This is a genomic window from Actinomadura sp. WMMB 499 (assembly GCF_008824145.1).
Taxonomy (GTDB): domain Bacteria; phylum Actinomycetota; class Actinomycetes; order Streptosporangiales; family Streptosporangiaceae; genus Spirillospora.
The window spans coordinates 6,510,208-6,535,580 of the sequence record NZ_CP044407.1 but is presented as its reverse complement, the minus strand read 5'-3'; the positions used below and the strand labels follow the sequence as shown (position 1 = coordinate 6,535,580).

Sequence of the window (25,373 nt, the reverse complement as noted above, 5' to 3'; positions counted from 1 at the left end):
CTCTAGTGGCCGCCGGGTTCGGTTCGCCTGGCGGGCTCGCCGTACCTGTGCTCCGGCGCTCCCGCCGCCCCGCGATCGCGCGGGGCGCGCACGGACGCGCAATACTCTGTGCACCCGTTCCGCCCCGGGCGACAAGGGAGGCTCCACGTGCCGGCGACCAGCCGTCCCACCAGCAAGGACGTGGCTCAGGAGGCCGGCGTTTCGCAGTCCACGGTCTCGCTCGTGATGGGCGGGAAGTGGACGGGCCGCGTCTCCCCCGCGACCGCGCGCAGCGTGCACGAGGCCGCCGAGCGCCTCGGTTACCGTCCGAATCCGGCCGCGCGGAACCTGCGGCTGGGCCGGACCCGCACCGTCCTGCTGATGGTGCCGACGCTGACCGCGCCGTTCTTCGGGCCGGTCTACACGGGCGCCGCGCGGGTCGCGACGAGCCACGGGTTCGGGGTCGTGGTGTCGACGTGGCCGGACGACGGGACGTCCGGCGAGGGGCCGTTCGCGGCGCCGCACGACACGATCGACGGGATCCTGGCCTCGTCGCTCGAGGCCGCGTGGTTCGAGGGGGAGCCGCTCGCCGGGTTCGCGGGCACCCCGGCGGTGCTGCTCGACAGCGGCCCGTACGGGGACGTCCCGACGGTCGACTTCGGGGTCGCGGACGGCATGCGGGCCGTCGCGCGGCACCTGGCGGCGCTCGGGCACCGCCGGTTCGGGCACGTGGCGGCGGGCGTCGACCAGTACACGTTCCACGCGCGCGCGCAGGCTCTCGAGGAGGTCGTCCGGGACGTGCCGGGGGGTGCGCTGCTGCGGGAGGAGTGCGAGATCGACGTGGGATCGGCCAAGGAGGCGGCGTCGCGGCTGCTGGCACGGCCGGACCGGCCGAGCGTGCTCGTGTGCGACGACGACCTCGTCGCGGCGGGCGCGTACAAGGCGGCGCGGGCGCGCGGGCTGGCGATCCCGGACGAGCTGTCGGTCACCGGGTTCGACGACGTGCTGCTCGCGACGGCGCTGGAGCCGGAGCTGACGACCGTCCGGCTGCCCGCGGAGGAGCTGGGCGCGCGGGGCATGACGGCCCTGCTGGAACTGCTCGGCGGGACGCGCCCGGCGCCGTGCTCGCTACCGGGAAGACTGATCGTCCGCGGGTCCACCGCACCCCCGCCCCACCTGCCGTGATATCGACATACATATAGCTTTTCGTCCGATATCAATATTGGACATGGCTCCCGGGTCTTTGATCTTCTCTGCGCATGCGAATTTCGACATTCCGAATCCGGACGGCGACCGGCGCCGCGGCCCTGGCGGCCCTCGCCGTCCTCGCGGGGGGCGCCGGCTGCGGCGGGGCCGAGGGCCCGGCGCAGCGGGTGGCGACGGCGCGGACCGGGGCCGCCGCCACGGTCGCGCAGCCGCAGGCGGCACCGTCCCAGGCGGCGGTCTCCAGGGAACTGGCGCGGCTGGAGGCGAAGCGGAACCTGCACATCGGCGCGTACGCGATCGATACAGGAACGGGCCGGTTCGTGTCCCATCGGGCCGACCGGCGGTTCCCGTTCACGTCCACGTTCAAGGTGATGGCCTGCGGGGCGGTGCTGAAGAAGGCCCGGACGTCCGATCCCGGCCTGATGGAGCGGGTCATCCGCTACACCGAGGACGATCTCGTCGACTACTCGCCCGAGACGGAGAAGCACGTCGGCACGGGCATGACCGTCTCGGCCCTGTGCGACGCGGCGATCACGCTGAGCGACAACACCGCCGGGAACCTGGTGATGGAGCAGATCGGCGGCCCGGCGGGCCTCACCCGCTTCTTCCGCTCCCTCGGCGACGGCGCCAGCCGCTCCGACCGGTGGGAGACCGCGCTGAACGAGTGGAAGCCGGGCGAGAAGCGCGACACGACCGTCCCGCGCACCTGGGCGGCGAACCTGCGGGCGCTGACGGTCGGGGACGCGCTGGCCCCCGCCGACCGCGACCGGCTGATCGCCTGGATGAAGGCCAACACGACCGGTGACAAGCGGATCCGGGACGGCCTGCCCGACTCCTGGACGATCGGCGACAAGACCGGCACCGGGGGCGTCTACGGCAACGCCAACGACATCGCGATCGCCTGGCCGGACGGGGACGGCGCGCCGCTGGTCATGGTGGTCCTGACGACCGGTAAGCGGAAGGACGCCGGGGCCGACGACGCGGCCGTCGCCGAGACCGCGGCGATCCTCGCCCGCGGCCTCGGCAAGAAGGCCTGACGGGCCTACAGGCCCTTCAGGAACTTCGCCGCGATGGGGGCGGCGGCCTGGGCTCCCTCGCCGCCGCCCTCGACCACCACCGCGAACGCGACGTCCCGGTGGTAGCCGATGAACCAGGCGTGCGCGGGCGGGTTCTCGCCGGAGCCGTACTCGGCGGTGCCCGTCTTGCCCGCCGTCCCGGACGGGAAGTCCACGCCGGACGCGGTGCCCTCGCTGACGACCGCCGGCATCAGCGTGTGCAGGGCCTTGCGCACGGCCGGTTCCAGCTTCTGCGACGGCGCGGGCTTCTTGCCCCCGGCGTCGAGGGCCTGCGACGCCAGCTCCGCGTCGACCAGGCGGGGCGACCGCCACGTGCCGTCGGCGGCCGCGGCGGCGACGCCGGCCATGTTGAGGGGGCTGGTCAGTACCTTGCCCTGGCCGAAGGACGCGGACGCGAACGCGGTCTCGTCCGCGTTCTTCGGGAACGACGCGCGGACGGCCGGGAGCCCGGCGATGATCGGCGCGTTGAAGCCGAACTGCCCGGCGACCTCGGCGAGCCGCTCCTCCCCCAGCTCGTCGACGGCGAGCCGCGCGAACGTCGTGTTGCACGAGTGCGCGAACGCCTCGCGGAACGGGACCGTCCCGAAGTCCTCGTGCTGGTAGTTGTGGAACTCGCGCCCGCCGACGTTGGTGGTGGCGGGGCAGGCGACGCGGGAGTCGGCCGACACCCCGCCCGCGACGAGCGCGGCGGCCGTGACGACCTTGAACGTCGAGCCGGGCGGGTAGGTGCCCATCAGCGCGCGGTTGTAGCCGCCGGGCTTGTTCGCCACGGCGAGGATCTCCCCGGTGGACGGGCGCAGCGCGACCATCGAGGCGGGCTTGGAGACGTCCGACAGCGCCGCGCCCGCGGCCGCCTGCATCGCCGGGTCGATCGTCGTGGTGACGGCCTCGCCGTCCTCGCCGCCGAACCGCTGCAGCGTCTTGACGACCTCGGGCTCGGCGCCGTCCTGCCCGCCGGACTGCTCGCCGCCCTGCCCGCCGCCCTGGACGATCTGCACGGCGAGCGCGGGCGTCCCGGCGAGCCGCTTCTCGTACTGCTTCTGCAGGCCGCTCGTCCCGACCGGGTCACCCTGCTTGTAGGGGGCGCCCATCTCCTTCGCGCCCTCGGCGGACGCGGCGCCGACCGTCCCGGCGAGTTGCCGTGCCGATCCGGACCGCGACGTGCTCAGGCTGCTGCCGTCGGCGGCCAGGACGTCGGCGCGCTGCGGGAACGCGCGGGCGGCCCGCAGCCGCTGCCCGTCCTTCAGCTCGGGGTGCAGGACCTGCGGCGACCAGCGGACGCGCCACTCCCCGTCCCGCTCGACGAGCGGCAGGGTGCCGGTGTAGGACCAGGCGCGGCCGCCGGACAGCGTCAGCTCGGCCTTGTACGAGCCCCCGGCGGTGCCGCCGTCCGGCTCGCCGACGGACGCGACGGTGTAGCGCTGCGCGGTGACGCCCAGGTCGTCGTGCAGCTGCCGGAGACGCTGGGCGAAGTCGGCGGGTGGCCGGTCGGTGAGCGCCGCCATCGCGGCGTGGTCGCCGCCGGACCAGGCGGCGAGGAAGTCCTCGGCGGCGGCCTCGGGGTCGTCTCCGGCCCGCAGGAACCACACCGCACCCGCACCCGCGAGCACGACCACGGCCGCGACCGCGGCGGCGATCACCACTCGGGTTCGGTGCATGTCAGTCTCCTTCCCTGGCGACGAATGTATGCCGTCGCCGCTGGTGAACGCCCCAACGACAGCAGCCGACCGGCGGAATGTCCAAGATTGATATCGATGTCACAGACATATCCGGAGTGATATCGTCCCCGGTCGTGAACGTTGTGGGGCATTTGCACTGCTTCGTCATCGTCGCCGAGGAACTGCACTTCGGTCACGCGGCGGAGCGGCTCGGCATGGCCCAGCCGCCGCTGAGCCAGCGGATCCAGCGACTGGAGAAGGAACTCGGAGTGCGGCTGTTCGACCGGACGAGCCGGAAGGTGGAGCTCACCGCGGCGGGGCGGCTCCTGCTGGAGGACGCCCGTGACATCCTCTCCCGCGTGGAACGCGTCTACGACCTGGCCGAACGCGCCCGGCTGGGCGAGGTCGGCACCGTCCGGGCCGGGCTGCCGAGCGACCTGGGCGGCCCCCCGGTCGCCGCGCTGATCGCCGCGTTCCGCGAGCGCCGCCCCGACCTGCGCCTCGAACTCCGGGAGATCTCCACCGCCGAGCAGATCGGCGCGCTCCGCGACGGGACGCTCGACGCGGGCGTCGTCCGGCACCCCTGCGACGCCCGCGACCTGGAGCTCGGCCCGCTGCTCGGCCAGCCCGTCGGGGTGCTGCTGCCCGCCGACGCCGGCCTCGCCGCCGCCCCCGAGGTGCACCTGTCCGACCTCGCCGGGCACGACCTCGTGACGTTCCCCCGCGACGAGGCGCCCGGCGCCCACGACGACCTCCTCGCCGGGTGCCGCCGGCACGGGTACGCGCCGCCCGCCGTCCACGAGGCGCGGCACCCGCAGTTCGCGCTCGGGCTCGTCCTCGCCGGGACGGCCGTGGCGGTCGTCCCCCGCATCGCCGATCCGGGCGGCGGGGCGGTGTGGCGCCCGCTGCACGGCGAGCCGCTGACCTGGCGGACGTCCTGCGCGTGGCGGCGCACCGCCGACGCCGAGCACGCGCGGGCGATCGCCGACTTCACCGCCGTCGCGACCGCGGTGCTGCGCCGGGAGGCCGGGATGGCGCCGCTGGACGCCGCGCCCGCCCCCGCCCGCCGCGTGCTGCGCCCGTCCTCGGGGTTCCTGGCGTGACCGGCGCGCGCGAGGTGACCGGGCGGATCGAGGCGGAGTTCCGCGCGGCCGGGGTGACCGGGCACTGCCACGCCGTCGACGTCGACACCGGACGGGACGTCGGTGTCCGCGCGGGCGAACCCGTGGTGCTCGCCTCCGTGTTCAAGGTGCCGCTGCTGGTGGCGTTCCACCGGCGGGTCGCGGCCGGGACGCTCGACCCGACCGAGCGCGCGACGCTGCCCGCCGCCGACCGCACGTCCGGGCCGACGGGCGTGTCCGCGCTGCTCGACGACGTGCGGATGTCGCTGCGCGACCTGGCCACCCTGATGATCACGGTGAGCGACAACGCCGCCGCCGACTTCCTGCTCGACCGGGTCGGGCTGGCCGCGGTGAACGCGGCCGCCGCCGACCTCGGGCTGCCCGGCACGTTCGTGGCGGGCGGCGGCAGGGAGATGCTCGACCTCCTGTTCCAGGACACCGGCGCCACCAGCTTCGGCGAGGTGTACGCGCGGCTGGAGGAACCCGGGGCGCCCGCGCGCGTCCGTCCGCTGGACCCGCTGCGCACCAGCCGCAGCACGCCCCGCGAGATGACCCGGCTGCTGTCGCTGATCTGGCGGGACGAGGCGGCGCCGCCCGCGCAGTGCGCGGCGATGCGCCGGATGTTCGGGCTGCAGGTGTGGCCGCACCGCCTCTCGTCCGGGTTCCCGTTCGAGGACGTCGTCGTCAGCGGCAAGACCGGGACACTGCCGACCGTCCGCAACGAGGTGGGGGTCGTCGAGTACCCGGACGGCGGCCGGTACGCGGTCGCGGTGTTCACCCGCACGCCCGTCCCGCTGGCCGTCCACCCGCAGGGCGACGCCGTGATCGGGACGGCCGCCCGCATCGCCGTCGAGCACCTGCGCGGCGGACCGGCCGGCTGACCGAACGTGGCCGTCCCTTGACCGTTCAGTGGTTCGCCCGCCAATCCAGCACTCCCTGACTGAACATAGGCTGTACCTCTGCTTTGATCACTCTTGGGGAGACTGTGTTGCGGCTGCCGGAGCATCTGGAGCTACTGCTCACCGACGAGCCGGTCCTCGACGTCTACGCGCACGGTCCCTGGCGGGTGCCGGACGGGCTGTTCGAGGAGATCGCCGGGCGCGTCGACGCGCTCGCCGCCGACCCGCGCGCCGCCGAGCTGACCACCGACGAGCACAAGCTGCTGACGCTCCCCGCGTCGCTGATCACCGCGGAGATCTTCGGGATCCTGGCGTTCCTGCCCGGCGGCGGCGCGATCAAGGCCGGTTCCCGGTCGCAGCTCCCGGAGCGGCTGCTGCACCGGCACCTGGTGAACCCCGGCCCGCTCAGCAACCGGATGGCCCGGTGGGACGCGCCCGGCGGCCGGTGGCGCCCGCCGGTCGACTGGCTGGTCGAGGCGCCCGACCGCAAGCTGGCGATCGAGCTGGCGCGCGACTGCCTGGCCGCCCTGGAGGGCATCGAGCCCCTCGAGGAGCGCCGTGCGGCGCTGCTCCGGCTGTACGACGACCCGCCGCCGTGCGACGTGAACCTGCCCAAGATGGAGCTGCGCGAGCTCTGGCACCGGCACGCCGACGAGTCGATCCTGCGCGCCGTGCCCGAACTGCAGGGCCCCGTCGGCTACCTCGACTGGGTCTGCGGCGGGCTGCTCGCCGCGCACCGGACGCTCCTCGCCGCGGCCCCGCGGGACGAGACGCCCGAGGTCCACCTCGTCCACCTGCTGCTGCAGGGCAGCATGGAGCACGTCCCGGCGGAGCTGGCGGCGGCGCTCGGCGAGGACGCCTACCACGAGCTCCTCGGCCGGTTCCCCGGCGAGCGTCGCGGGTTCAAGCCGGGCGCCTGGCAGGAGCGGACGCGCGCGTGGCTCGCGCAGGCGCTCGTCGCCGGCGCGGCCGACGCGTGCCGCGCGTGGCTGGACATGTCGATGCGGTTCATCGCGATCGTCCAGGGCCTGCCGGGCGACCCGTGGTTCCCGAAGGCCGAGTGGATCCCCGTCGGGCAGTTCCAGACGGACCTGCGGCGCCTGTTCGCGCCGCGCCGCCGCATCGTCAACCCGCTCACCGAGACCCTCGGGGAACCCGCCGGACGGGACGGCGCGCCGCGCCCCCGGCGCCCGGACCTCACCTCGACGCTCGTCGGGCAGCCCGAGGCGGCGGCGGCGCTCGACGAGTTGTCGCGCGGCACCGCCGCCGTCCGGCTGCTGCTGGCCGGGCCGGACGGCACCGGCAAGCGGGACGCCGCGCAGGAGCTCGGCCGCTCCCTCGCGCTGGGCCGCGACCCGCTGTGGCTCACCGACAACCTGTTCGCCGGGCAGCGCCTCTCCGACGCCGTCGCCCGGCTGCACGCCGACGCCCGCGAGTGCGCGGCCGACCGGCTGCTGATCATCGAGGGCCTGGACGAGATCCTCACCGACCCCGGCAACGGCGAGGCGCTCTCCGCCGAACTCCACCGCCTCCTGGCCGTCCACCCCGAGCTGAACCTGGTGGCGCTGTGCGACGCGGGCGGCGACGAGCGCATCCGGGAGATCAACCCGGCGCTGCCGCTCGGGTTCCGGATCGCCCGCACCCACCCGTTCACCGCCGCCGGACACGCCGAGCTGTTCCGCCGCGCGCTCGTCCCGCTGGGCGCCCGCGCCACCCGGCAGGCGGCCGAGGCGGCGGGCGAGCTCCTCGCCGCGACCCCGCCGATGCAGTCGCTGCGCAACGCCCGCCTCGCCCCGCACCTGGCGGCCGAGATCGTCGCGGCCCTGCGCGCCCGCTCCGCCGACGCCGAACTCGTCGTCCGCAAGGGCGACGTCCCCGCGGTCCTGGACACCGCGCGCACCACCGGCGACCCGCTCGCCGAGCTGCGCGACCTGACGGGCCTCGACACGGTCAAGCACGAGATCGCGCTGCTGGTGGCGGGCACCGAGGCGGCCCGGCTGCGCAGCGAGTCGGGGCTGCGGGTGACGCCGCCGACCCGGCACATGGTGTTCACCGGCAACCCCGGCACCGGCAAGACGATGGTGGCGCGGCTCCTCGGCCGCATCTACAAGCGGCTCGGCGTGCTCTCCTCCGGCCACCTGGTGGAGGCGTCCCGCGCGCACCTGGTCGGCGAGTACATCGGGCAGACGGCGCCGCGCACCCGCCGGCTCGTGGAGCGCGCGATCGGCGGCGTCCTGTTCATCGACGAGGCCTACACCCTCACCCAGTCGCCGCTGAAGGGCGACTACGGGCACGAGGCCATCGCCGAGCTGGTGAAGCTGATGGAGGACCACCGCGAGGACCTCGTCGTCGTCGTGGCCGGATACCAGCAGGAGATGGCCGAGTTCCTCGCCGCCAACCCCGGCCTGGACTCGCGCTTCCCCAAGCAGATCCACTTCCCCGACTACAGCGACGACGAGCTGATCTCGGTGTTCGGCCAGCTCGCCGACGCCGACGGCTTCCGCCTCGCGGCCGGCACCGGCGACGTGCTCCGCACGATGCTGCGGCGCGCGCCCCGCGGACCGTCCTTCGGCAACGGGCGGCTGATGCGCAACATGCTCGACGTCGCGGTCGCGAACCAGGCCGACCGGGTCGCCACCGCCGCCCTCGGCGACGGCGACACCCCCGCCACCACCCCCTCGCGGGACGAGCTGGTCACGCTCACGGCCGACGACCTGCCGCCGCTGCTCGAGCACCCGGAAGAGTTCTACGGCCTCTACCTGTAACGAAGCGCCCGCCCGTCGCGCGACGCGCACCGCTTGTCGCGCACGGCGATCCGTCGGCGGCAGGGTTTCCGCCGTCCGTCGAGGGCGCGCGGAAACGTGTGAACCTACGCGCCGGTAGGCGGCAGAGTTCTTCGCACGGTGCTCGCCGGGCCTGGGGGCACCAGGCCCGTCCCGGGCTCCACCGGTCCGCTGGGGGGCGGGGCGGCGGTCGCGCGATCGGCCGCCGCCTCCGAGGCCGGAGTGGAGCCGGAGGCGGAGTGAGGGGAGGGCCACGGCGGCGGAAGACAAAGCGCGCACCCGCCGCCGTGGCCATGTCTGTTTCAGGGCCCCCGGCGTCGGGCCGCGGGGCGGCCTTCCATCAACGGGCCATCAACGGGCCTTGCGCGCGCCGTCCACGGACGGGGGAACGCGCTATCCGTTCGGGCGCACTTCCTGGAACCTGCGTGCCAGGACCGGCCCCAGGTGCTCGGTGATGCCGTAGCCGGGGTCGTCCGGGAAGGGAAGGTTCCAGAGGAAGGACGTGCAGATGACCACGGTCACTTCGGGGACGTCTCTGGAGACGCGCTCTTCCAGGAACACGAGGACGGCCCGCCAGTCCAGGGCGTGGGAGCCCCGCGCGACGAACGAGCGGACCACGGCCTGCGTGATGTCCCAGAAGACGACGTGGGGGTACACGTCCTCGTCGGGGTAGCAGTGCGCGTCGTAGGTTTCCTCGAAGTACGGGAACTCGGCGACGAGGTCCTGCACGAACTGCACGTCGGCGCCCACGGGACGACCCTAGGCCGCGCGGGCGGGTGATTGAAACGGCCCCCAAAGGGCACGTGCGGGGCGATATGGCACACGATGATGAGGTCCGGCGGCTCGACGCCTACTGGCGGGCCGCGAACTACCTGTCGGTCGGGCAGATCTACCTGCTGGACAACCCGCTGCTGCGCGAGCCGCTGCGGCGCGGGCACGTCAAGCCGCGGCTGCTCGGGCACTGGGGCACCACGCCCGGCCTGAACTTCTGCTACGCGCACCTGAACCGGGTGATCCGCGCCCGCGACCTCGACATGATCTACGTCATGGGGCCGGGGCACGGCGGCCCGGCGGCGGTCGCGAACGCGTGGCTGGAGGGCACCTACAGCGAGGTGTATCCGGACGTGTCGTTCGACGAGCGCGGGATGCGGCGGCTGTTCCGGCAGTTCTCCTTCCCCGGCGGCGTGCCGTCGCACGTGGCGCCGGAGACGCCCGGCTCGATCCACGAGGGCGGGGAACTCGGGTACTCGCTGGCGCACGCGTTCGGTGCCGCGTTCGACAACCCCGATCTGGTCGTGGCGTGCATCGTCGGGGACGGCGAGGCCGAGACGGGCCCGCTGGCGGCGAGCTGGCACTCGAACAAGTTCCTCGACCCGGTGCGGGACGGGGCGGTGCTGCCGATCCTGCACCTCAACGGCTACAAGATCGCGAACCCGGCGGTGCTCGCGCGGATCCCCGAGGAGGAGCTCGTCCAGCTCCTGGACGGCTACGGCTACCATCCGCTGCTGGTGGCCGGGGACGAGCCCGCGTCCATGCACCGCAAGATGGCCGCCGCGCTCGACCAGGCGCTCGACGAGATCGCCGACATCCAGCGCGCGGCCCGCGAGCACGGTGCGGCGGAGCGCCGGCGCTGGCCCATGATCGTCCTGCGGTCGCCCAAGGGCTGGACGGGCCCGAAGGAGGTGGACGGGAAGCCGGTCGAGAACACGTGGCGCTCGCACCAGGTCCCGCTGCCCGGCGTCGCCGACGACCCCGCGCACCTGGAGCAGCTCGAACGGTGGCTGCGCTCGTACCGTCCCGAGGAGCTGTTCGACGCGGACGGCCGTCCCGTCGCCGAGCTGCGCGGGCTCGCGCCGGACGGGGAGCGGCGGATGAGCGCGAACCCGCACGCCAACGGGGGGACGCTGCTCAAACCGCTCGTCCTGCCCGACTTCCGCGACTACGCGGTGCAGATCGGCAAGCCGGGCACGACGACCGCCGAACCGACCCGGACGCTCGGGACGTACCTCCGCGACGTGATCCGGGCCAACCCGACGAACTTCCGCGTCATGGGCGCGGACGAGACGCAGTCGAACCGGCTCGGCGAGGTGTTCGAGGCCACCGACCGGGTGTTCGAGGGCGCCCGGCTGCCGACCGACGAGCACCAGGCGGCGCACGGCCGCGTCATGGAGGTGCTGAGCGAGCACCTGTGCCAGGGCTGGCTCGAGGGGTACCTGCTGACCGGACGGCACGGGCTGTTCAACTCCTACGAGGCGTTCGTCCACATCGTCGACGCGATGTTCAACCAGCACGCCAAGTGGCTGAAGGTGACCCGGCACCTGCCGTGGCGGCGTCCGATCGCGTCGCTGAACTACCTGCTGTCGTCGCACGTGTGGCGGCAGGACCACAACGGCTTCACCCACCAGGACCCCGGCTTCCTCGACGTGGTGATGAACAAGAAGCCCGAGCTCGTCCGGGTGTACCTGCCGCCGGACGCCAACACCCTGCTGTCGGTCGGCGACCACTGCCTCCGCTCCCGCGACTACGTGAACGTGGTCGTCGCCGGGAAGCAGCCCGCGCTGAACTGGCTGACGATGGACGAGGCCGTCGCGCACGCCACCCGCGGCATCGGCATCTGGGAGTGGGCCTCCAGTGACGGCGGCGCCGACCCCGACGTCGTCATGGCGTGCGCCGGGGACGTCCCGACGCTGGAGACGCTCGCGGCCGTGGACGAGCTGCGGCAGACGTTCCCCGAACTGCGCGTCCGCGTGGTGAACGTGGTCGACCTGATGCGGCTGCTCCCGCCCACCGAGCACCCGCACGGGCTGCCGGACGCCGAGTTCGACGCGCTGTTCACCACCGACAAGCCGATCATCTTCGCGTTCCACGGCTACCCGTGGCTGATCCACCGGCTCGCCTACCGCCGCAACGGGCACCCGAACCTGCACGTCCGGGGCTACAAGGAGGAGGGCACCACCACGACGCCGTTCGACATGGTGATGCTGAACGACCTCGACCGGTTCCACCTGGTCATGGACGTCATCGACCGGGTGCCCTCGCTCGGCGGGCGGGTCGCGCACGTCCGGCAGCGGATGGCCGACCACCGGCTCGCGCTGCGCGCCCACACCCGCGAGCACGGCGAGGACGCCCCCGAGATCCGCGAATGGACGTGGTCGTACTGATGCGCGTACTGACCGTCAACCCCGGATCGAGCAGCCTGAAGCTCAGCGTGCTCGACGAGGACGACACGCTCGTGACCGAGGTGTCCGGCTCCCGCGACGAACTCGCCGAGCTCGTCTCCGAGCTGCCGCGCCCGGACGCCGCCGGCGTCCGCTTCGTGCACGGCGGCGCCGACTTCACCGCGCCCGTCCTGGTCGACGGCGCGGTCACCGAACGGCTGCGGGAGCTGGCGGACCTCGCGCCGCTGCACCAGCCGGCGTCCCTGCACGCCCTCGCCGAGATCACCGGGACGCTGCCGGGGGTGCCCGCCGTGGCGTGCTTCGACACCGCGTTCCATGCCGCGCTCCCGGACGAGGCCGCCACCTACGCGCTCCCCCGCCACTGGCGCGACCGGTTCGGCCTGCGCCGGTTCGGCTTCCACGGCCTCTCGTTCTCCCACGCCGTCCGCCGCGCCGGGGAGATCCTGGAGACCGACCCGACGGTGCCGCGCATGGTCGTCTGCCACCTCGGTTCCGGGGCGTCGCTCGCGGCCGTCGCCGAGGGCCGCTCGGTCGACACCACGATGGGGTTCACGCCGCTCGAGGGGCTCGTCATGGCGTCCCGCGCGGGCAGCATCGACCCCGGCATCCCGCTGTGGCTGATGAGGCACGGCCTCACGCGGGACGAGGTGAACGACGGCCTCGAACGGGACTCGGGCCTGCGCGGCCTCGCCGGGACGGGCGACATGCGCGAGCTGCGCCGGCTCGCCGAGGACCGCGACGTCCCCGCGCTCGCCGCCCTCGACGTCTACCACCACCGGCTGCGCGCCTGCGCCGCCGCGATGGCCGCCGCGCTCGGCGGTCTCGACGTCCTGGTGTTCACCGGCGGGGTCGGCGAGCACGACCCGTCCGTCCGGCTCCGGCTGGCCTCCGACCTGGCGTTCCTCGGCGTCGCCGTCGACCCGGACGCCAACGACGACGCCCGCGGGGACGCGGACGTCTCCGCCGAGGGCGCGTCCGTCCGGACGCTGGTCGTCACCGCCCGCGAGGACCTGGAGATCGCCGCCGAGGTCCGCGGCGTCCTCGCGGGGGCCGAGGCCGGCCGATCGCCGGAGGGCCGCCGGGGCTAGCCTGCGACCATGGACGAGCGCGTACCGCCGGAACTGGCCGACCATCCCGACCGGATCCGGTGGAACGCCAAGCACGACCCGGACGCGCCCGTCCGCCCGGCGCACCCGCTCGCCGCCGAGGCGCTCCGCGCGGCCCCCGGCGGGCCCGTCCTCGACCTCGCGTGCGGGGCGTCGGGCGCCGCGCTGCTGGCCGCCGCCGCGGGGCGTCCCGTGACGGCGGTGGACATCTCCGACATCGCCCTGGCCCGGCTCGGTGCCGAGGCCCGCCGCCGCGGGCTCGCCGGGCTGGTCACGCTCGTCCAGGCCGACCTCGGGACGTGGCGGCCGCCCACCGGGTTCGCGGCCGTCCTGTGCACGGGCTTCTGGGACCGCGCCGTCTTCGCCGCCGCCCTCGGCGCCGTCGTGCCCGGCGGCGTCCTGGCCTGGGAGGCGTTCACGACCGAGGCCCGCCGCGACCGCCCCCGGCTGCCCCCCGAATGGTGCCTGGGCCCCGGGGAGCCCGCGTCCCTGCTGCCGGACGGCTTCCGCGTCCTGGACGCGCGGGACGTGCCGGGCGGCAAGCGCCGCCTGCTGGCCCGGAGCTAGCGGCCTCCGCATGCATGGATGATCTCATTATGGGGACATAGTCCCCCGTACAGCACGGAAGGAGCTGAACGTGGGACGGCTGGGACGTTTCTGGCGGCGGGGAACTAAGCGGCGGCGCACCACGCGGGCGGAACGCCGCGTGCCGAGCTTCCGGGAGATGAACGCGAGGATGCGGACCGAGCGCGCCGAGGCCGAACTCATGGCGACCGAGGCGCGGATCCACCAGGAGGCGGCGATGTACCGCCGCGGCGGGCGTCCCACCCGCTGAGGCTGCGGACCGCGGGCCCGCCCCCGGACGGGCCCGCGCCATCGACGACGTTTCCGTCCCCACTCGCGGACGCACGATCCCGCCCCTCTCATCCTCCGGGCAGGGAACGGCCCCTCTTGTAATGTGGGTGCTTCCAAGCCCGCCGAGCGGCCTCTTCATACGGGTATGACCGGTAGATTGCGGGTCGGCCTCCTTCACGCGGCTTTCACGCTGCGCTTAGCCCGGGCCTGGAAGGGTGGTCATTCCGTGTTGTCGTCGACCCCGGAGCGAGTGAGGAAACATGTCCGAGGATGACAAGCCCCGGGGCGAACCGGCGGTCAAGGCGAAGATCCCCAACGCCAAGAGCATCCGGAGCCCGGAGTTCACCCCGCACGGCATCAGCGCCGGACGCGGCAGCGGCCTGAACCGGCCGTCCGCGCTCACCGCCAAGCAGGCGAAGCGCCGCCGCATCGCGGCGATCGCGGGCGCCGTCGTCGCCGTCGTCGCCATCGCGGGCGGGACGACCTACTACCTCACCCGTCCCGGACCGGCCGTGGCGGTGAGCGGTTCCTTCGGCAAGGCGCCCAAGATCGAGATCCCGGCCGAGGTCGCGCCGCCGACGGCGCTCCAGGTCTCCACGCCGATCGTGGGCGAGGGGGCGAAGGTCGCCAAGGGCGACACGGCGTACCTCCAGTTCGCCTACTACAAGTGGTCTCCGAAGGACGACCCCGAGAACTCGAAGATCAAGAGTTCCAGCGAGAAGTCCGAGAGCACCTGGGACCAGGGCGACGGCGTCACCACGCTCAAGATCGGCGATAGCCCGGTGAAGGGCCTCGACGAGGGCCTGGTCGGCAAGACCGTCGGCAGCCGGGTGGTCCTGGAGATCCCGCCGGGCAAGGGCTTCGGTGAGCAGGGCGCGCAGCTCGGCCTCACCGACAAGGACTCCCTGCTGTTCGTCGCCGACATCCGCGCGACCGTCCCGCAGAACGCCGTCCCGCAGGGCACCGAGAAGAAGGTCGACGACGACGCCCTGCCCAGCGTCGAGGACAAGGGCGCCGGCAAGGCCCCCGAGGTCAAGATGCCCGACGGCGACGCCCCGAAGGAGCTGAAGGCCGTCCCCCTCGTCGAGGGCACCGGACCCGCGCTGGCCAAGGGCGACAAGGCCATCATGAACTACCAGGGGCAGCTCTGGCGGGACGGGAAGGTCTTCGACTCCAGCTACGAGGCCGGGATGCCGCAGGCGTTCCCGATCGGTGAGGGAGCCACGATCCCCGGCTTCGACAAGGGCCTGACCGGCGTCAAGGTCGGCAGCCGCGTCATGCTCGTCCTCCCGCCCGAGGAGGGCTACGGCGAGCAGGGCAACCCGCAGGCCGGGATCAAGGGCGACGACACCCTGGTGTTCATCGTGGACGTCCTCGCCAAGTTCTGAGACCGGACCCACGGCCGCGAGCGGCGGAACCCGGAACCGGGTTCCGCCGCTCGCGCGTTCTTCGATGACGACAACCCGGAAGGGGCGTCGGCCGTCCTTCTCATCGACGGCTCGCCGCACCGGCGCCCTCGGGTATCGTCGGTAACGCATTGATCACGGGGGGCTTGTGAGCAGCAGGAGAAAGGGGCGCGGGCGCGCCCGGGACGGTGCCGACGCCGCGTCCGCGCAGGCGCCCGAGCAGGCGGAATCCGCGCCTCCACCCCCACCGGACACCGAAATAAGCGATAAGCGCGACATATCTCAGAACGGCGATAAGGCGCCAGGAGCCCCCATCCCGAACGACGACGAAACACAGCCTAAGGCCCCCGAATCGGAACTCCCCACCCCCGGTTCCCCGCCCTCCGCGACTCCCCCGGCACTCCCCGTCCCCGACCACGACGAGCCGGACACGGCAGCGGACGCCGACGCCGGAACGGACGGGGCTCGTCCGGACGACGCCGAGTCGGCCGGCGACCGCCCCGACCGGGACACCGCCGAGCCCGACGACTCCGGCGAAGCCGACGAGGACGACGCTCGTCCGGCGGACGCCCGGCCCGAGGGGGCCACCGGGCCGGCCGAGGACGACGCCACGACGGACGACGCGGGCAGGACGGCGGGCGACCCGGCCGGCGAAGCCGACAAGACCGACGGCCCCCCGGACGACACCACGACGGACAACGCTCGTCCACACGACGACCGTCCGGCAGGCACCCCGCCCGAGGGGACCACCGGGCCCGCCGGAGACGACGCCACGACGGACGACGCGGGCAGGACGGCGACCGACCCGGCCGGCGGTACCGGCGACCGTCCGGACGGTGACGACGGTGACGACGGTGCGGCGATCGGGGAAGGCTTCGACGGGCGGCCGGCGGGAACGGGTGCCGGGGAAACGATCGTCGACGCGGGCGGGGCGCCCGCGGACGCCGGGATCGGCGGGCGCGCGGGGGCGCGTCCGAGGTGCGGACTTCGTCGGGGGCGTGGTGTCCGAGGAAGGTTCGGACGGGGGCGGGCCGAACAAGCCCGGAGCAGCCGGGAAGTCCGGGAAGCCCGGGAAGAAGGCGCGCACCCGGAAGCAGCGGATCAGGCGGCGGATCATGTTCGCCGTGCTGGGGTTCATCGGGTTCTGCGCGGCGGCGTTCGGCGTCGCGTACCTGTTCACCCCGGTCCCGACGCCGCAGGAGACGGCGCTCGCGCAGGGGCCGATCTTCTACTACGCCGACGGCGAGACGCAGATCGCGAAGACGGGCGTCAACCGGACGGCCGTGGACCTGGAGCGGATCCCCGAGGACGTCCGGAACGCCGTGATCGCGGCGGAGAACGAGACGTTCTACGAGGACCCAGGGGTGTCGCTGCAGGGGACGACCCGGGCCGTGTGGTCGACCGTGACCGGCAAGCAACTGCAGGGCGGGTCGACGATCACCCAGCAGATGGTGCGGAACTACTACGGCGGCATCGGCCGGGAGCAGACGATCAGCCGCAAGCTCAAGGAGATCATGGTCGCCCTGAAGGTCGACCAGTCGCGCTCCAAGGAGTGGATCCTCGAGCAGTACCTCAACACGATCTACTTCGGCCGTAACGCGTACGGGGTGCAGGCCGCCGCGAAGGCGTACTTCGACAAGGACGTCGGGCGGTTGACGGCGGCGGAGGGCGCGTACCTCGCCGCGGCGATCCAGCAGCCGAGCAACTTCTCGGACCCGACCGGGGAGAACCACGCGTACGCCGAGCAGCGGTGGCGGTCGGTGCTCGGCAACATGGTCGAGAACGACATGCTGTCGACCGCGGAGTCGGCCGCGCAGAAATTCCCCGAGCCCAGGGAACAGCACGTCACGGACATCCTCAAGGGCCAGAACGGCTACATGGTCAACCTGGTCCGCAAGGAGCTCATCGAGCGGCGCGGGTACACCGAGGACGAGATCAACCGCAGCGGCCTGAAGATCACGACGACGTTCGACAAGCGGCTGATGGACGCCGCGAAGAAGGCCGTCCAGTCGAACACGCCGGACGGGATGAGCAAGAAGATCCGGACGGGTCTGGTGTCGGTCGATCCGGCCACCGGGCAGGTCGTCGGGTTCTACGGCGGGCGCGGCTACCTCGAGGAGGCGCTGACCAGCGCGTTCGGGGACTGGGCGCAGGCCGGTTCGGGGTTCAAGCCGATCGCGCTGATCGCCGCGCTGGACGGGGGCAAGTCGCTGTCGACGAGCTACGACGGCAGCTCGCCGATCTACGTCAACGGCACCCCGATCAAGAACGACGGCGGCCGGAGCTTCGGCACGGTCAACCTCGCGCAGGCCACCCAGAACTCGATCAACACGGCGTACGTGAACCTCGGCCGCGACATCGGCAACGACGCCATCCTCGAGATGGCCGAGAAGCTGGGCATCCCGCCCTCGCAGATCACCGAGGGGCAGCGGGGCGCGGCGACACTGCCGCTGGGCATCGTGTCGCTGCACCCGGTGCAGCAGGCGGGCGTGTACTCGGCGTTCGCGTCCGAGGGCACGTTCCGGCAGCCGTACACGGTGAAGGCGGTCACCGACAACGAGGGCCACGAGCGCACGTTCACCGAGAAGGGCGAGCGGGCCTTCAGCCAGCAGAACGCACGGGACGCCACGTACGCGATGCAGCGGGTCGTCCAGTACGGCACCGGAACGGGCGCCCAGCTGCCGGACGGACGGGACGTCGCGGGCAAGACGGGCACGACCGACGAGGGCAAGGCGATCTGGTTCAACGGGTTCATCCCGCAGATGGCGACGAGCGTGGCGATGTTCCACAGCGACGGCAAGCCGCTGAACATCCCCGGGTACGGGTCGTACGGCGGGGCGCTGCCGGCGCAGATCTGGCGCTCGTACATGTCCGAGGCCGTCGACATCCGCGATCTCGAGCCGAAGCCGTTCGGCGAACCGTCGATGCGTCCGGGCGGCGGCGGTTACGGCGGTGAGCCGCAGAGCGAGGGGAACGGCGACCGCGGGGAGCCCGAGCAGGACGGTCCGGACGACGACGCGCCGCCGACCGGCGGGCCGCCGGACCCCGGCACCGAGCCGCCGCCGACCGGTGGCGACACCGGCACGCCCCCGCCCGACCCGGGCGGCGACGGCGGAGGCAACGACGGTGGGGGCGGCAACGACGGTGGCGGTGACGGCGGAGGTGACGGCGGAGGCGACACCGGCGGCGGCGACGGCGGCGGGAACGACGGTGGAGGCGGCGACACCGGCGGCGGCGGTGGCGACCCGCCCGGCCCCTAGGACCGGCCGTCAGCCGTCGCAGGCGGCGCCGATCCTGGCCGGCGCGTCCCGCAGGACGGCGTCCAGCGCGGCGACGTCGCCTCCGCCGAGCCCCGCCGCGGCGGTGCGGAGGCGGGCGGTCTGCTCCTGAAGGGCCTTCTTCAGCTGCGGGTCGTCCGCCTTCTTCGACAGCTCGTCCACGCGTCCGGCGAACCGCTCGGTCGCCTGCCGCCACGTGCCCTCGTCCGAGGCCGACGCCTGCCCGATCTCGGCCGCGTACCGGCGGTACTCCGCGGTGACTGACGCGCACACCTCGTCGGAGTTGCCGCTGAGCACACCGCACCCGCTCAGCAGTCCCGCGGCGCCCAGCAGCGCGGCTCCGGCCAGTGTCCGAATCGGCATTGATTCCTCCCCTTGTCGCCCCGCACATACTTCCGTATCGCGGCACGCCGGACGTCCCGGGTCCGCGCGACGCGCGACGGTTTCGTGTCGCCTGTCGAGGACCGGTGGAAGGCGCGCGGCGCGACGCTTACGCTGTCGATGGAGCGGGCACCGGGGCCGCGCCGGAACGACGACCGGATCCGCATCCCCCTCGCGGACCGGGCCCACCGGCTGACCTGCGGGGACTCCCGCCGGGCCGGACGTATAGGCACTTTGGTCCTGTTCGCCCATGTAGCGTAGGCAGTCGCGTGGACGAGCACGGAAGAAACAGGGGGTGGCGACCGTGGCCGACGCGTGGCGACCCACGTCGGAGCTCGAGCGCCGACTGCACGAGAGCGTACGGGCCGGGGACCAGGAAGGCTACTTCCGCGTCCTCGCGGGAGCCGAACTGCTGCTGCCCGTCGCGCCGGACGCCGTGGACGACGTCCTCGCCAACACGGCGCAGCCGACGTGGCCGACCCAGGAAGAGGACGGCCGCGTGCACGTCCTGACCTACACGTCCGCCGCGGCGATGCGCGCCTGCCTCGGCCCCGCCTACCGGCACTTCATGACGCTCCGGTTCGGCGACGTCGCGCAGAACTGGCCGGACGCCGCCTGGTGGCTGGCCGTGGACGTGCCCGGCCCCGGCGTCGACGCCGTGCTGCCGATCGAGGCGCGGCTCCCGTCCTGGTTCGTCCGCCAGGTCGCGGAAGGGGACGGGCGCCCGCCCCGCGTCGGCCGTCCCGGCGCGAACGCGGACGGACCGTGGGAGGAGCTGCGCGGGCAGCACCGCGACCTCCCCCGGGAGGCCCGGCGGCCCGATTTCCAGCCCGCCAACGACGTGGAACGCGAACTGCTGCGGGCCGCCGCGAACAACGACCACGACCTTTTCCTGCAGACCCTCGCGGGGACCGAGGTGCTGCTGCCCGTCCCCGAGGGCACCGACTACGCGCTGCGTCCCGGCCGCCCCGGCTTCCCATGGCAGACCCGCGACGTCGACGGCGCCACGGTCGTCCCCGTCTTCACCTCGCCCGAACGGCTCATCGAGGCCGCCCGCGCCGCCGGGACCGGCACCGAGTACATCCGGCTGCCGTTCACCGTCGCGCTCCGCTACTGGCCGCACCCCGACTGGCAGCTCGCGATCAACTCCGGTTCCCCCGCGGGCGGGACCGTCCAGGCCCAGCAGCTCCCCGGACTCGCGACCTGGGCCGACCAGCGCGCCGCGCAGCGGATGACCGACGGGTTCGAGCCGCAGAACGACATCGAGCAGCGCCTCTTCGACGCCGCCCGCCGCCGCGACACCGAGACCTTCTACCAGGTGCTGCTGAGCGCGCAGGTCCTCGTTCCCGCCGAACCCGAGACCCCGTGGGGCATCACCCCGGACGACCCCGGTTTCCCCTGGCAGCCGGTCAACGTCCACGGCCGCACGTCCATCCAGGTGTTCACGTCGCTGAAGTGGATGAACGACGCGCTCAGCTCGTCGCGCTTCGTGATGCCGACGCTGCTCGACTTGGTGACCGCGTGGCCCGAGTCCGCCTGGACGTTCGTCCTCAACCCGGGCACCCCGATCGACGCGAGCATGCCCGGCGACCAGGTCCGCGCGCTCGCCGGACCGCCCCGCGCCGTCCCCGAGGAACCCGCCACGCCCCCGTCCGCCGCCACGCCCCCGCCGCCGGACGCCCCCGCCGTGCCCGTCGCCCCGCCCGTCCCCGCCGCCGACGGCCCGGCCCCCATGCCCGACGGCAACGGCATGCCGCTCGCGCACCGGCCGACACCCGCCGAGCCCGGCCCGCCCGACCCCGCGAGGACGAACGCCGATTCGCTCGGCACCCGTGTCGCGCCCGAGGCGGCGTCCGGTCCCGGCGAGCCGGTCGCCGAACCCGCCGGTTCGGACGACGCTCAGCTACGCGGGCTCCTGGGCATCGCCGACGGCCCCGGCCGGCCCGAGGACGCACGGGCGGCCCAGCCCACGGGGTTCGGCTCCGAACCTCGGACGCCCGACGCGGGCCAAGAGCACCCGGGCCATGCGGGAGCCGCACAGGGGTCCGATGCGGGAAACGCACCGGACCGTGCCGCCGCACTCGGCCCACGACACGAGGCGGCCGTCGAAGACCTACCGCAGCGCGGACTCCCGGACGCCGACCGCCCCCTCGCGCCCGAAGCGGCCTACGGTCCGAAGCACAGGCAGCCCACGGAGTTCGGCCAGGGCACGCCCCCCTCCGGCCCCCAGACACCCGACGCACGACCCGGACCGGACGCGCCAGGCCTGCACGAGCACCCGGGCCACGTCACCGAACCCACGGACCAATCCCCGCTCCCCCCCGCCCCCTCGCAGCCGGCGGACGTTCCGCAGGACGCGACGCCCGCGGGAGCACCGGGCCCCCTCGCGCCCGACGCGCTCCGGGGCGATCGCCCCGCCTCCATACCGGTGCAGGCGGCGGAAACCGGCCAGGACGACACGCAGGCGACCGGCGTGGAACACGGCCCGTTCGCCCCCGCCTCAACCGGGACGGACGCACCGGGCGAGCACCCGGGGCACGCCACCGCGACACCGGCACACGCCCCGCAGCCCGAAAGGACACCCGGCCACCCGGCGGCCCCCGGCACACCCGAGGCCCCGCACACACCGCCGAACCCCACCCAAGCCGGGACGAACGACCCGGGGCAACCCGGACACCCGGCCCTCACCACCGACCTCCCCGGCACCGGCCACCCTTCACCCCCCGAATCGCCCGGCCATCCCGCACAAGCGTTCGATGCGGGACACGATCTGCCGGGAACAGCCCGAACCGGCACCGGCCGAACCCCAGCACCCGGCGCACCGGCCGTCCCAGGGCAGCCGACGGAACCCGGCGCCGCCACACCCCTCGAAGCGCGAACGCCCGGCGCACAACACGGCCCGTCCGAACCCACCCCCACCGGAACGGACACCCCGGACCAGCCCGAACATCGGGGCCACGCCACCGGGGCCACTGCAGCCCAGCCGACCGACACCAACCAGATCGGGACGCCCGGCACGTCCGACGACACACGTCCACCGTCGGCCCCCACCCAAACCGGGACGGACGCACCAGGGCAGCCCGTACACCCGTCGGCTCTCACCACCGACCTCCCCGGCACCGGCCACCCTTCACCCTCCGAAGCGCCCGGCCATCCGGCGCAAGCCTTCGATGCCGGACACGATCTGCCGGGAACAGCCCGAACCGGCACGGACACCGGAACCACCGACCACCCCGGACCCGCCCAAACCCCAGCACCCGGCGCACCGACCACCCCGGCACAGGCGACGGAACCCGGCGCCGCGACACCCCTCGAAGCGCGAACGCCCGGCGCACAACACGGCCCGTCCGAACCCACCCCCACCGGAACGGACACCCCGGACCAGCCAGGACACCAGGCCCACACCACCGGAGCCACCGCTGCCCAGCCGACCGACACCGATCACCCGGGAACGGTCGGCGCCCCCGACGACACACTCACAGCGGGCACTCCGGCCCCCGTTTCGGGAACCGCCAATCTCCACGGCACCGAGCGCCCCCAGCACACAACGCCCGAGCGACCAACGGGACCCGGCACCCCCGTCGTCCCGCACGCGCCGTCGGACCCCACCCAAGCAGGGACGGACGCACCGGGGCAGCCCGTACACCCGTCGGCTCTCACCACCGACCTCCCCGGCACCGGCCACCCTTCACCCCCCGAGTCGCCCGGCCATCCCGCGCAAGCCTTCGATGCGGGACACGATCTGCCGGGAACAGCCCGAACCGGCACGGACACCGGAACCACCGACCTCCCCGGACCCACCCGAACCCCAGCACCCGGCGCACCGCCCAGCCCGGCACAGGCGACGGAATCCGGCAGCACGACACCCCTCGAGGCGCAGACGTCCGGCCCGCTACACGAGCCGTCCGAGCCCACCCCCACCGGGACGAACGGCCCAGGGCAGCCCGGACACCCGGCCCTCACCACCGACCACCCCGGCACCGGCCGAACCCCAGCACCCGGCGCACCGGCCGTCCCAGGGCAGCCGACGGAACCCGGCGCCGCCACACCCCTCGAAGCGCGAACGCCCGGCGCACAACACGGCCCGTCCGAGCCCACCCCCACCGGAACGGACACCCCGGACCAGCCAGGACACCAGGCCCACACCGCCGGAGCCACCGCTGCCCAGCCGACCGACACCGATCATCCGGGAACGGTCGGTGCCCCCACGGTCGCACCGGGGCAGCCCGGACACCCGGCCCTCACCACCGACCTCCCCGGCACCGGCCACCCTTCACCCCCCGAATCGCCCGGCCATCCCGCACAAGCGTTCGATGCGGGACACGATCTGCCGGGAACAGCCCGAACCGGCACGGACACCGGAACCACCGACCTCCCCGGACCCACCCGAACCCCAGCACCCGGCGCACCGCCCAGCCCGGCACAGGCGACGGAATCCGGCCCCACGACACCCCCCGAGGCACAGACGTCCGGCCCACTACACGAGCCGCCCGAGCCCACCCCCACCGGGACGGACGCATCGGACCGGCCAGGAGGGCACGAGTCCCCGGGGCTCGGTACCGCGGCACCGGCTCACGGCTCACGGCTCGAGGCGGCCGGCGCCCCGGAAGAGCCGCGAGCGCCCGGCGTTCCGGGCCACACCACCGACCACGGCCAACACGCGGCACCCGAGCAAGCACCGACGCCCGGCACAGCCGACGTGCGACACGAACCGTTCGGCCCCACCCGAACGGGGACGGACGCGGCGGAATCCGGCCAACACACGGCGGCCGACTCGTGGCCCGGGGACCCCGGGGACGCGCGGTTGCGCGGGCTCCCGGGACGCACCGCCGAGCCGGCCGACCCCGGAGGCTCCGGGCAGTCGTACGCCGGCGCGGACGCCCCGGCCACGGAGCAGCCGGGACGGGCGGACGGGGAAGGCGCCCGCGCGCTGCGCGCGGTGCCGGAGGCGGAGCCGGGGTTCGAGCCCGGCAACCGCATCGACCAGGAGTTGTACGAGGCCACGCTCAACGGAGATTCGGACGCCTTCCTGCGGATCCTCCTCAACGCGAACGTCCTCGTGCCGATACCGGAGGGCGCACCGCTCGAGGTCACGCCGATCCAGCGGGACTTCCGGTGGGACGCCGCGCTGCGGGACGACGCGTCGGTCCGGGTGTTCACGTCGCTGGTGCGGCTGCGCGAGGTCCTGCCGGAGACCCGGTTCGTCTACGCGGACTTCCGGGAGCTGATCGGCGTCTGGCCGCGCGCGGACTGGGCGATGCTGCTCAATCCGGGGACGCGGATCGGTGCGTCGTTGCGGGGCGAGCAGGTGCGGGCGCTCAGCGAGTGGGCGCTGCGCGTGGGGCTGGTGCAGATGCGCCCCGAGGCGCCGCTGCCGCCGCCCCGGCGCCCCGAGCCGGAACCGGAGCCGCGGGCCCGGCAGGAGCCGGAGCCGGAACCGCGGCAGGAGCCCCGGCCGGCGGCGGACCCGGACGACCGGGTCTCGCAGCTCGCGATCATGCAGAAGGTCGTCCCGCACGGGCATGTCGGCTGGTACCTCGAGCAGGGGTACGACCGCGTCGGCGGGTTCGTGCACCTGACGAGCGACGTGGCCGAACTCCAGACGCCCACGCAACTGTACGAGGCGCTGGGCCTGCTGTACGAGGACTCCCCGTTCACGCCCGCCGACGAGGGCGTCTACGTGATCCGGTGGCCCGCGTACTGCCCGGACGTCTACCGGGTCCCGTTCGGCGGCGCCACCGAGGCGGAGATGGCCGCCTGGGGCGAGTCCGGGTGGGTCGTCGAGCGGCCGCCGTTCGTCGGGACGGGGTTCGCGCCGGGCAGCGCCGGGTCGATCCGCGAGTTCAAGGTGGACAGCATCCGGTTGCCGTACGGCTCGGAAATGTACTTCCTCGGTCCAGACCGTTCCGAGCGGTTCGTGGCGATGTACGACCCGGACCGGCTCGGCTGGCTGCGGCCCGAGGCGGGCGCCGAGGGCCGGGACGGACGGACGGAGGCCGCGCAGTGATCCGGGACGGGTACGTCGCACGGTGGCTCGGACGGGATTTCGAGGCGTCGCCCGGCGCGGACGGCGAGGTCCGGCTGTACACGCCGGACCCGACCGAGGGGTTCGAGGAGCTGCGGCCGGGCCGCTACCGGCGGATCGTCCCGGCGTCGGAGGTCGAGGAGCTGCGGTACGTGCGGACGGCGTGCACGTGGCGCGGCGAGCCGTTCGTCGTCGTGGGCGAGCACGAGACGTGGATCCGGGTGGAGTACACGGGCGGACGTGCGCCGGTCGCCCAACGGCTCGGGCTCGACCGGATCGACCACGGGGTGTGGCAGGCGTGGGCGCCGCGCGCCGAGGTCGAGAACGTCCACCAGGAGTTCGTTTGATCAGGGCTTGAACCGGGCTTGGATCCGTGTTCGCATGGGTTCGGGGCCGATCCCCCACGATCGTCACGGCCGTT

At 73.9% G+C, this 25,373-nt stretch carries 15 protein-coding genes; 12 read left to right on the top strand and 3 right to left on the bottom strand.

All coding sequences use genetic code 11. From position 1 onward, the window contains the following. Positions 1 to 147: 147 nt before the first annotated feature. Both F7P10_RS29730 and bla read left to right on the top strand, forming a co-directional pair. Entirely contained in the window at positions 148 to 1,164 is a 1,017-nt protein-coding gene (locus tag F7P10_RS29730) for a LacI family DNA-binding transcriptional regulator (RefSeq protein ID WP_151014303.1), read from the top strand. Positions 1,165 to 1,238: 74 nt separating this feature from the next. Then, the gene (gene bla / locus F7P10_RS29725) at positions 1,239 to 2,222 is read left to right on the top strand and encodes a class A beta-lactamase (RefSeq protein ID WP_151014301.1); all 984 of its coding nucleotides are present in this window, start codon (positions 1,239 to 1,241) and stop codon (positions 2,220 to 2,222) included. A 5-nt stretch (positions 2,223 to 2,227) separates the two neighbouring features. Here the strand turns inward: bla and F7P10_RS29720 are convergent, their stop codons facing one another. After that, complete coding sequence (locus F7P10_RS29720; RefSeq protein ID WP_151014299.1) at positions 2,228 to 3,919, bottom strand: penicillin-binding transpeptidase domain-containing protein; 1,692 nt, start codon at positions 3,917 to 3,919, stop codon at positions 2,228 to 2,230. Between the two features lie 134 nt (positions 3,920 to 4,053). On the opposite strand from F7P10_RS29720, the gene F7P10_RS29715 reads away from it, so the two are divergent. The 3 genes from F7P10_RS29715 (at position 4,054) to F7P10_RS29705 (ending at position 8,704) form a co-directional block, all read left to right on the top strand. Next, positions 4,054 to 5,022 (top strand): LysR family transcriptional regulator, encoded by a 969-nt coding sequence (locus F7P10_RS29715; RefSeq protein ID WP_151014297.1) that lies wholly within the window; start codon positions 4,054 to 4,056, stop codon positions 5,020 to 5,022. Further along, positions 5,019 to 5,921 carry a serine hydrolase gene (locus F7P10_RS29710; RefSeq protein WP_254716085.1) on the top strand — a complete coding sequence of 301 codons (903 nt, stop codon included), beginning with the start codon at positions 5,019 to 5,021 and terminating at the stop codon, positions 5,919 to 5,921. Before F7P10_RS29715 ends, F7P10_RS29710 begins: the two co-directional genes overlap by 4 nt. Positions 5,922 to 6,028: 107 nt before the next feature. Continuing rightward, complete coding sequence (locus tag F7P10_RS29705; RefSeq protein WP_151014296.1) at positions 6,029 to 8,704, top strand: AAA family ATPase; 2,676 nt, start codon at positions 6,029 to 6,031, stop codon at positions 8,702 to 8,704. 411 nt (positions 8,705 to 9,115) lie between these two features. Here F7P10_RS29705 and F7P10_RS29700 read toward each other — a convergent pair whose 3' ends face one another. Beyond that, complete coding sequence (locus F7P10_RS29700) at positions 9,116 to 9,472, bottom strand: hypothetical protein (RefSeq protein WP_151014294.1); 357 nt, start codon at positions 9,470 to 9,472, stop codon at positions 9,116 to 9,118. 65 nt (positions 9,473 to 9,537) lie between these two features. On the opposite strand from F7P10_RS29700, the gene F7P10_RS29695 reads away from it, so the two are divergent. The 5 genes from F7P10_RS29695 to F7P10_RS29670 all read left to right on the top strand — a co-directional run bounded on the left by F7P10_RS29695 (position 9,538) and on the right by F7P10_RS29670 (position 18,528). After that, positions 9,538 to 11,883: a phosphoketolase gene (locus F7P10_RS29695; protein WP_151014292.1), complete on the top strand. Its 2,346-nt coding sequence runs from the start codon at positions 9,538 to 9,540 to the stop codon at positions 11,881 to 11,883. Continuing rightward, positions 11,883 to 12,989, top strand: coding sequence for an acetate/propionate family kinase (locus F7P10_RS29690; RefSeq protein WP_151018367.1), 1,107 nt, complete (start codon positions 11,883 to 11,885; stop codon positions 12,987 to 12,989). Before F7P10_RS29695 ends, F7P10_RS29690 begins: the two co-directional genes overlap by 1 nt. Positions 12,990 to 12,998: 9 nt before the next feature. Then, a complete protein-coding gene (locus tag F7P10_RS29685) occupies positions 12,999 to 13,574 on the top strand; it encodes a class I SAM-dependent methyltransferase (protein ID WP_151014290.1) in 576 nt (191 codons plus the stop codon). Between the two features lie 548 nt (positions 13,575 to 14,122). Then, positions 14,123 to 15,250: an FKBP-type peptidyl-prolyl cis-trans isomerase gene (locus tag F7P10_RS29675; RefSeq protein WP_151014288.1), complete on the top strand. Its 1,128-nt coding sequence runs from the start codon at positions 14,123 to 14,125 to the stop codon at positions 15,248 to 15,250. A 1,016-nt stretch (positions 15,251 to 16,266) separates the two neighbouring features. Beyond that, entirely contained in the window at positions 16,267 to 18,528 is a 2,262-nt protein-coding gene (locus F7P10_RS29670) for a transglycosylase domain-containing protein (protein WP_254716084.1), read from the top strand. Positions 18,529 to 18,537: 9 nt separating this feature from the next. Here F7P10_RS29670 and F7P10_RS29665 read toward each other — a convergent pair whose 3' ends face one another. Continuing rightward, entirely contained in the window at positions 18,538 to 18,909 is a 372-nt protein-coding gene (locus tag F7P10_RS29665; protein WP_151014286.1) for a hypothetical protein, read from the bottom strand. A gap of 313 nt (positions 18,910 to 19,222) precedes the next feature. Between F7P10_RS29665 and F7P10_RS29660 the strand changes: the two genes are divergently transcribed. Together F7P10_RS29660 and F7P10_RS29655 are read left to right on the top strand one after the other, a co-directional pair. Next, positions 19,223 to 24,934, top strand: coding sequence for an SseB family protein (locus F7P10_RS29660; protein ID WP_151014284.1), 5,712 nt, complete (start codon positions 19,223 to 19,225; stop codon positions 24,932 to 24,934). After that, a complete protein-coding gene (locus F7P10_RS29655; protein WP_151014282.1) occupies positions 24,931 to 25,299 on the top strand; it encodes a hypothetical protein in 369 nt (122 codons plus the stop codon). Before F7P10_RS29660 ends, F7P10_RS29655 begins: the two co-directional genes overlap by 4 nt. Positions 25,300 to 25,373: the final 74 nt, after the last annotated feature.

Bases quoted from the DNA above. Each gene is read 5' to 3' on its own strand.
- bla (WP_151014301.1), top strand. From the start codon at position 1,239: ATGCGAATTTCGACATTCCGAATCCGGACGGCGACCGGCGCCGCGGCC.
- F7P10_RS29720 (WP_151014299.1), bottom strand. From the start codon at position 3,919: ATGCACCGAACCCGAGTGGTGATCGCCGCCGCGGTCGCGGCCGTGGTC.
- F7P10_RS29690 (WP_151018367.1), top strand. From the start codon at position 11,883: ATGCGCGTACTGACCGTCAACCCCGGATCGAGCAGCCTGAAGCTCAGC.
- F7P10_RS29675 (WP_151014288.1), top strand. From the start codon at position 14,123: ATGTCCGAGGATGACAAGCCCCGGGGCGAACCGGCGGTCAAGGCGAAG.
- F7P10_RS29685 (WP_151014290.1), top strand. From the start codon at position 12,999: ATGGACGAGCGCGTACCGCCGGAACTGGCCGACCATCCCGACCGGATC.
- F7P10_RS29695 (WP_151014292.1), top strand. From the start codon at position 9,538: ATGGCACACGATGATGAGGTCCGGCGGCTCGACGCCTACTGGCGGGCC.
- F7P10_RS29665 (WP_151014286.1), bottom strand. From the start codon at position 18,909: ATGCCGATTCGGACACTGGCCGGAGCCGCGCTGCTGGGCGCCGCGGGA.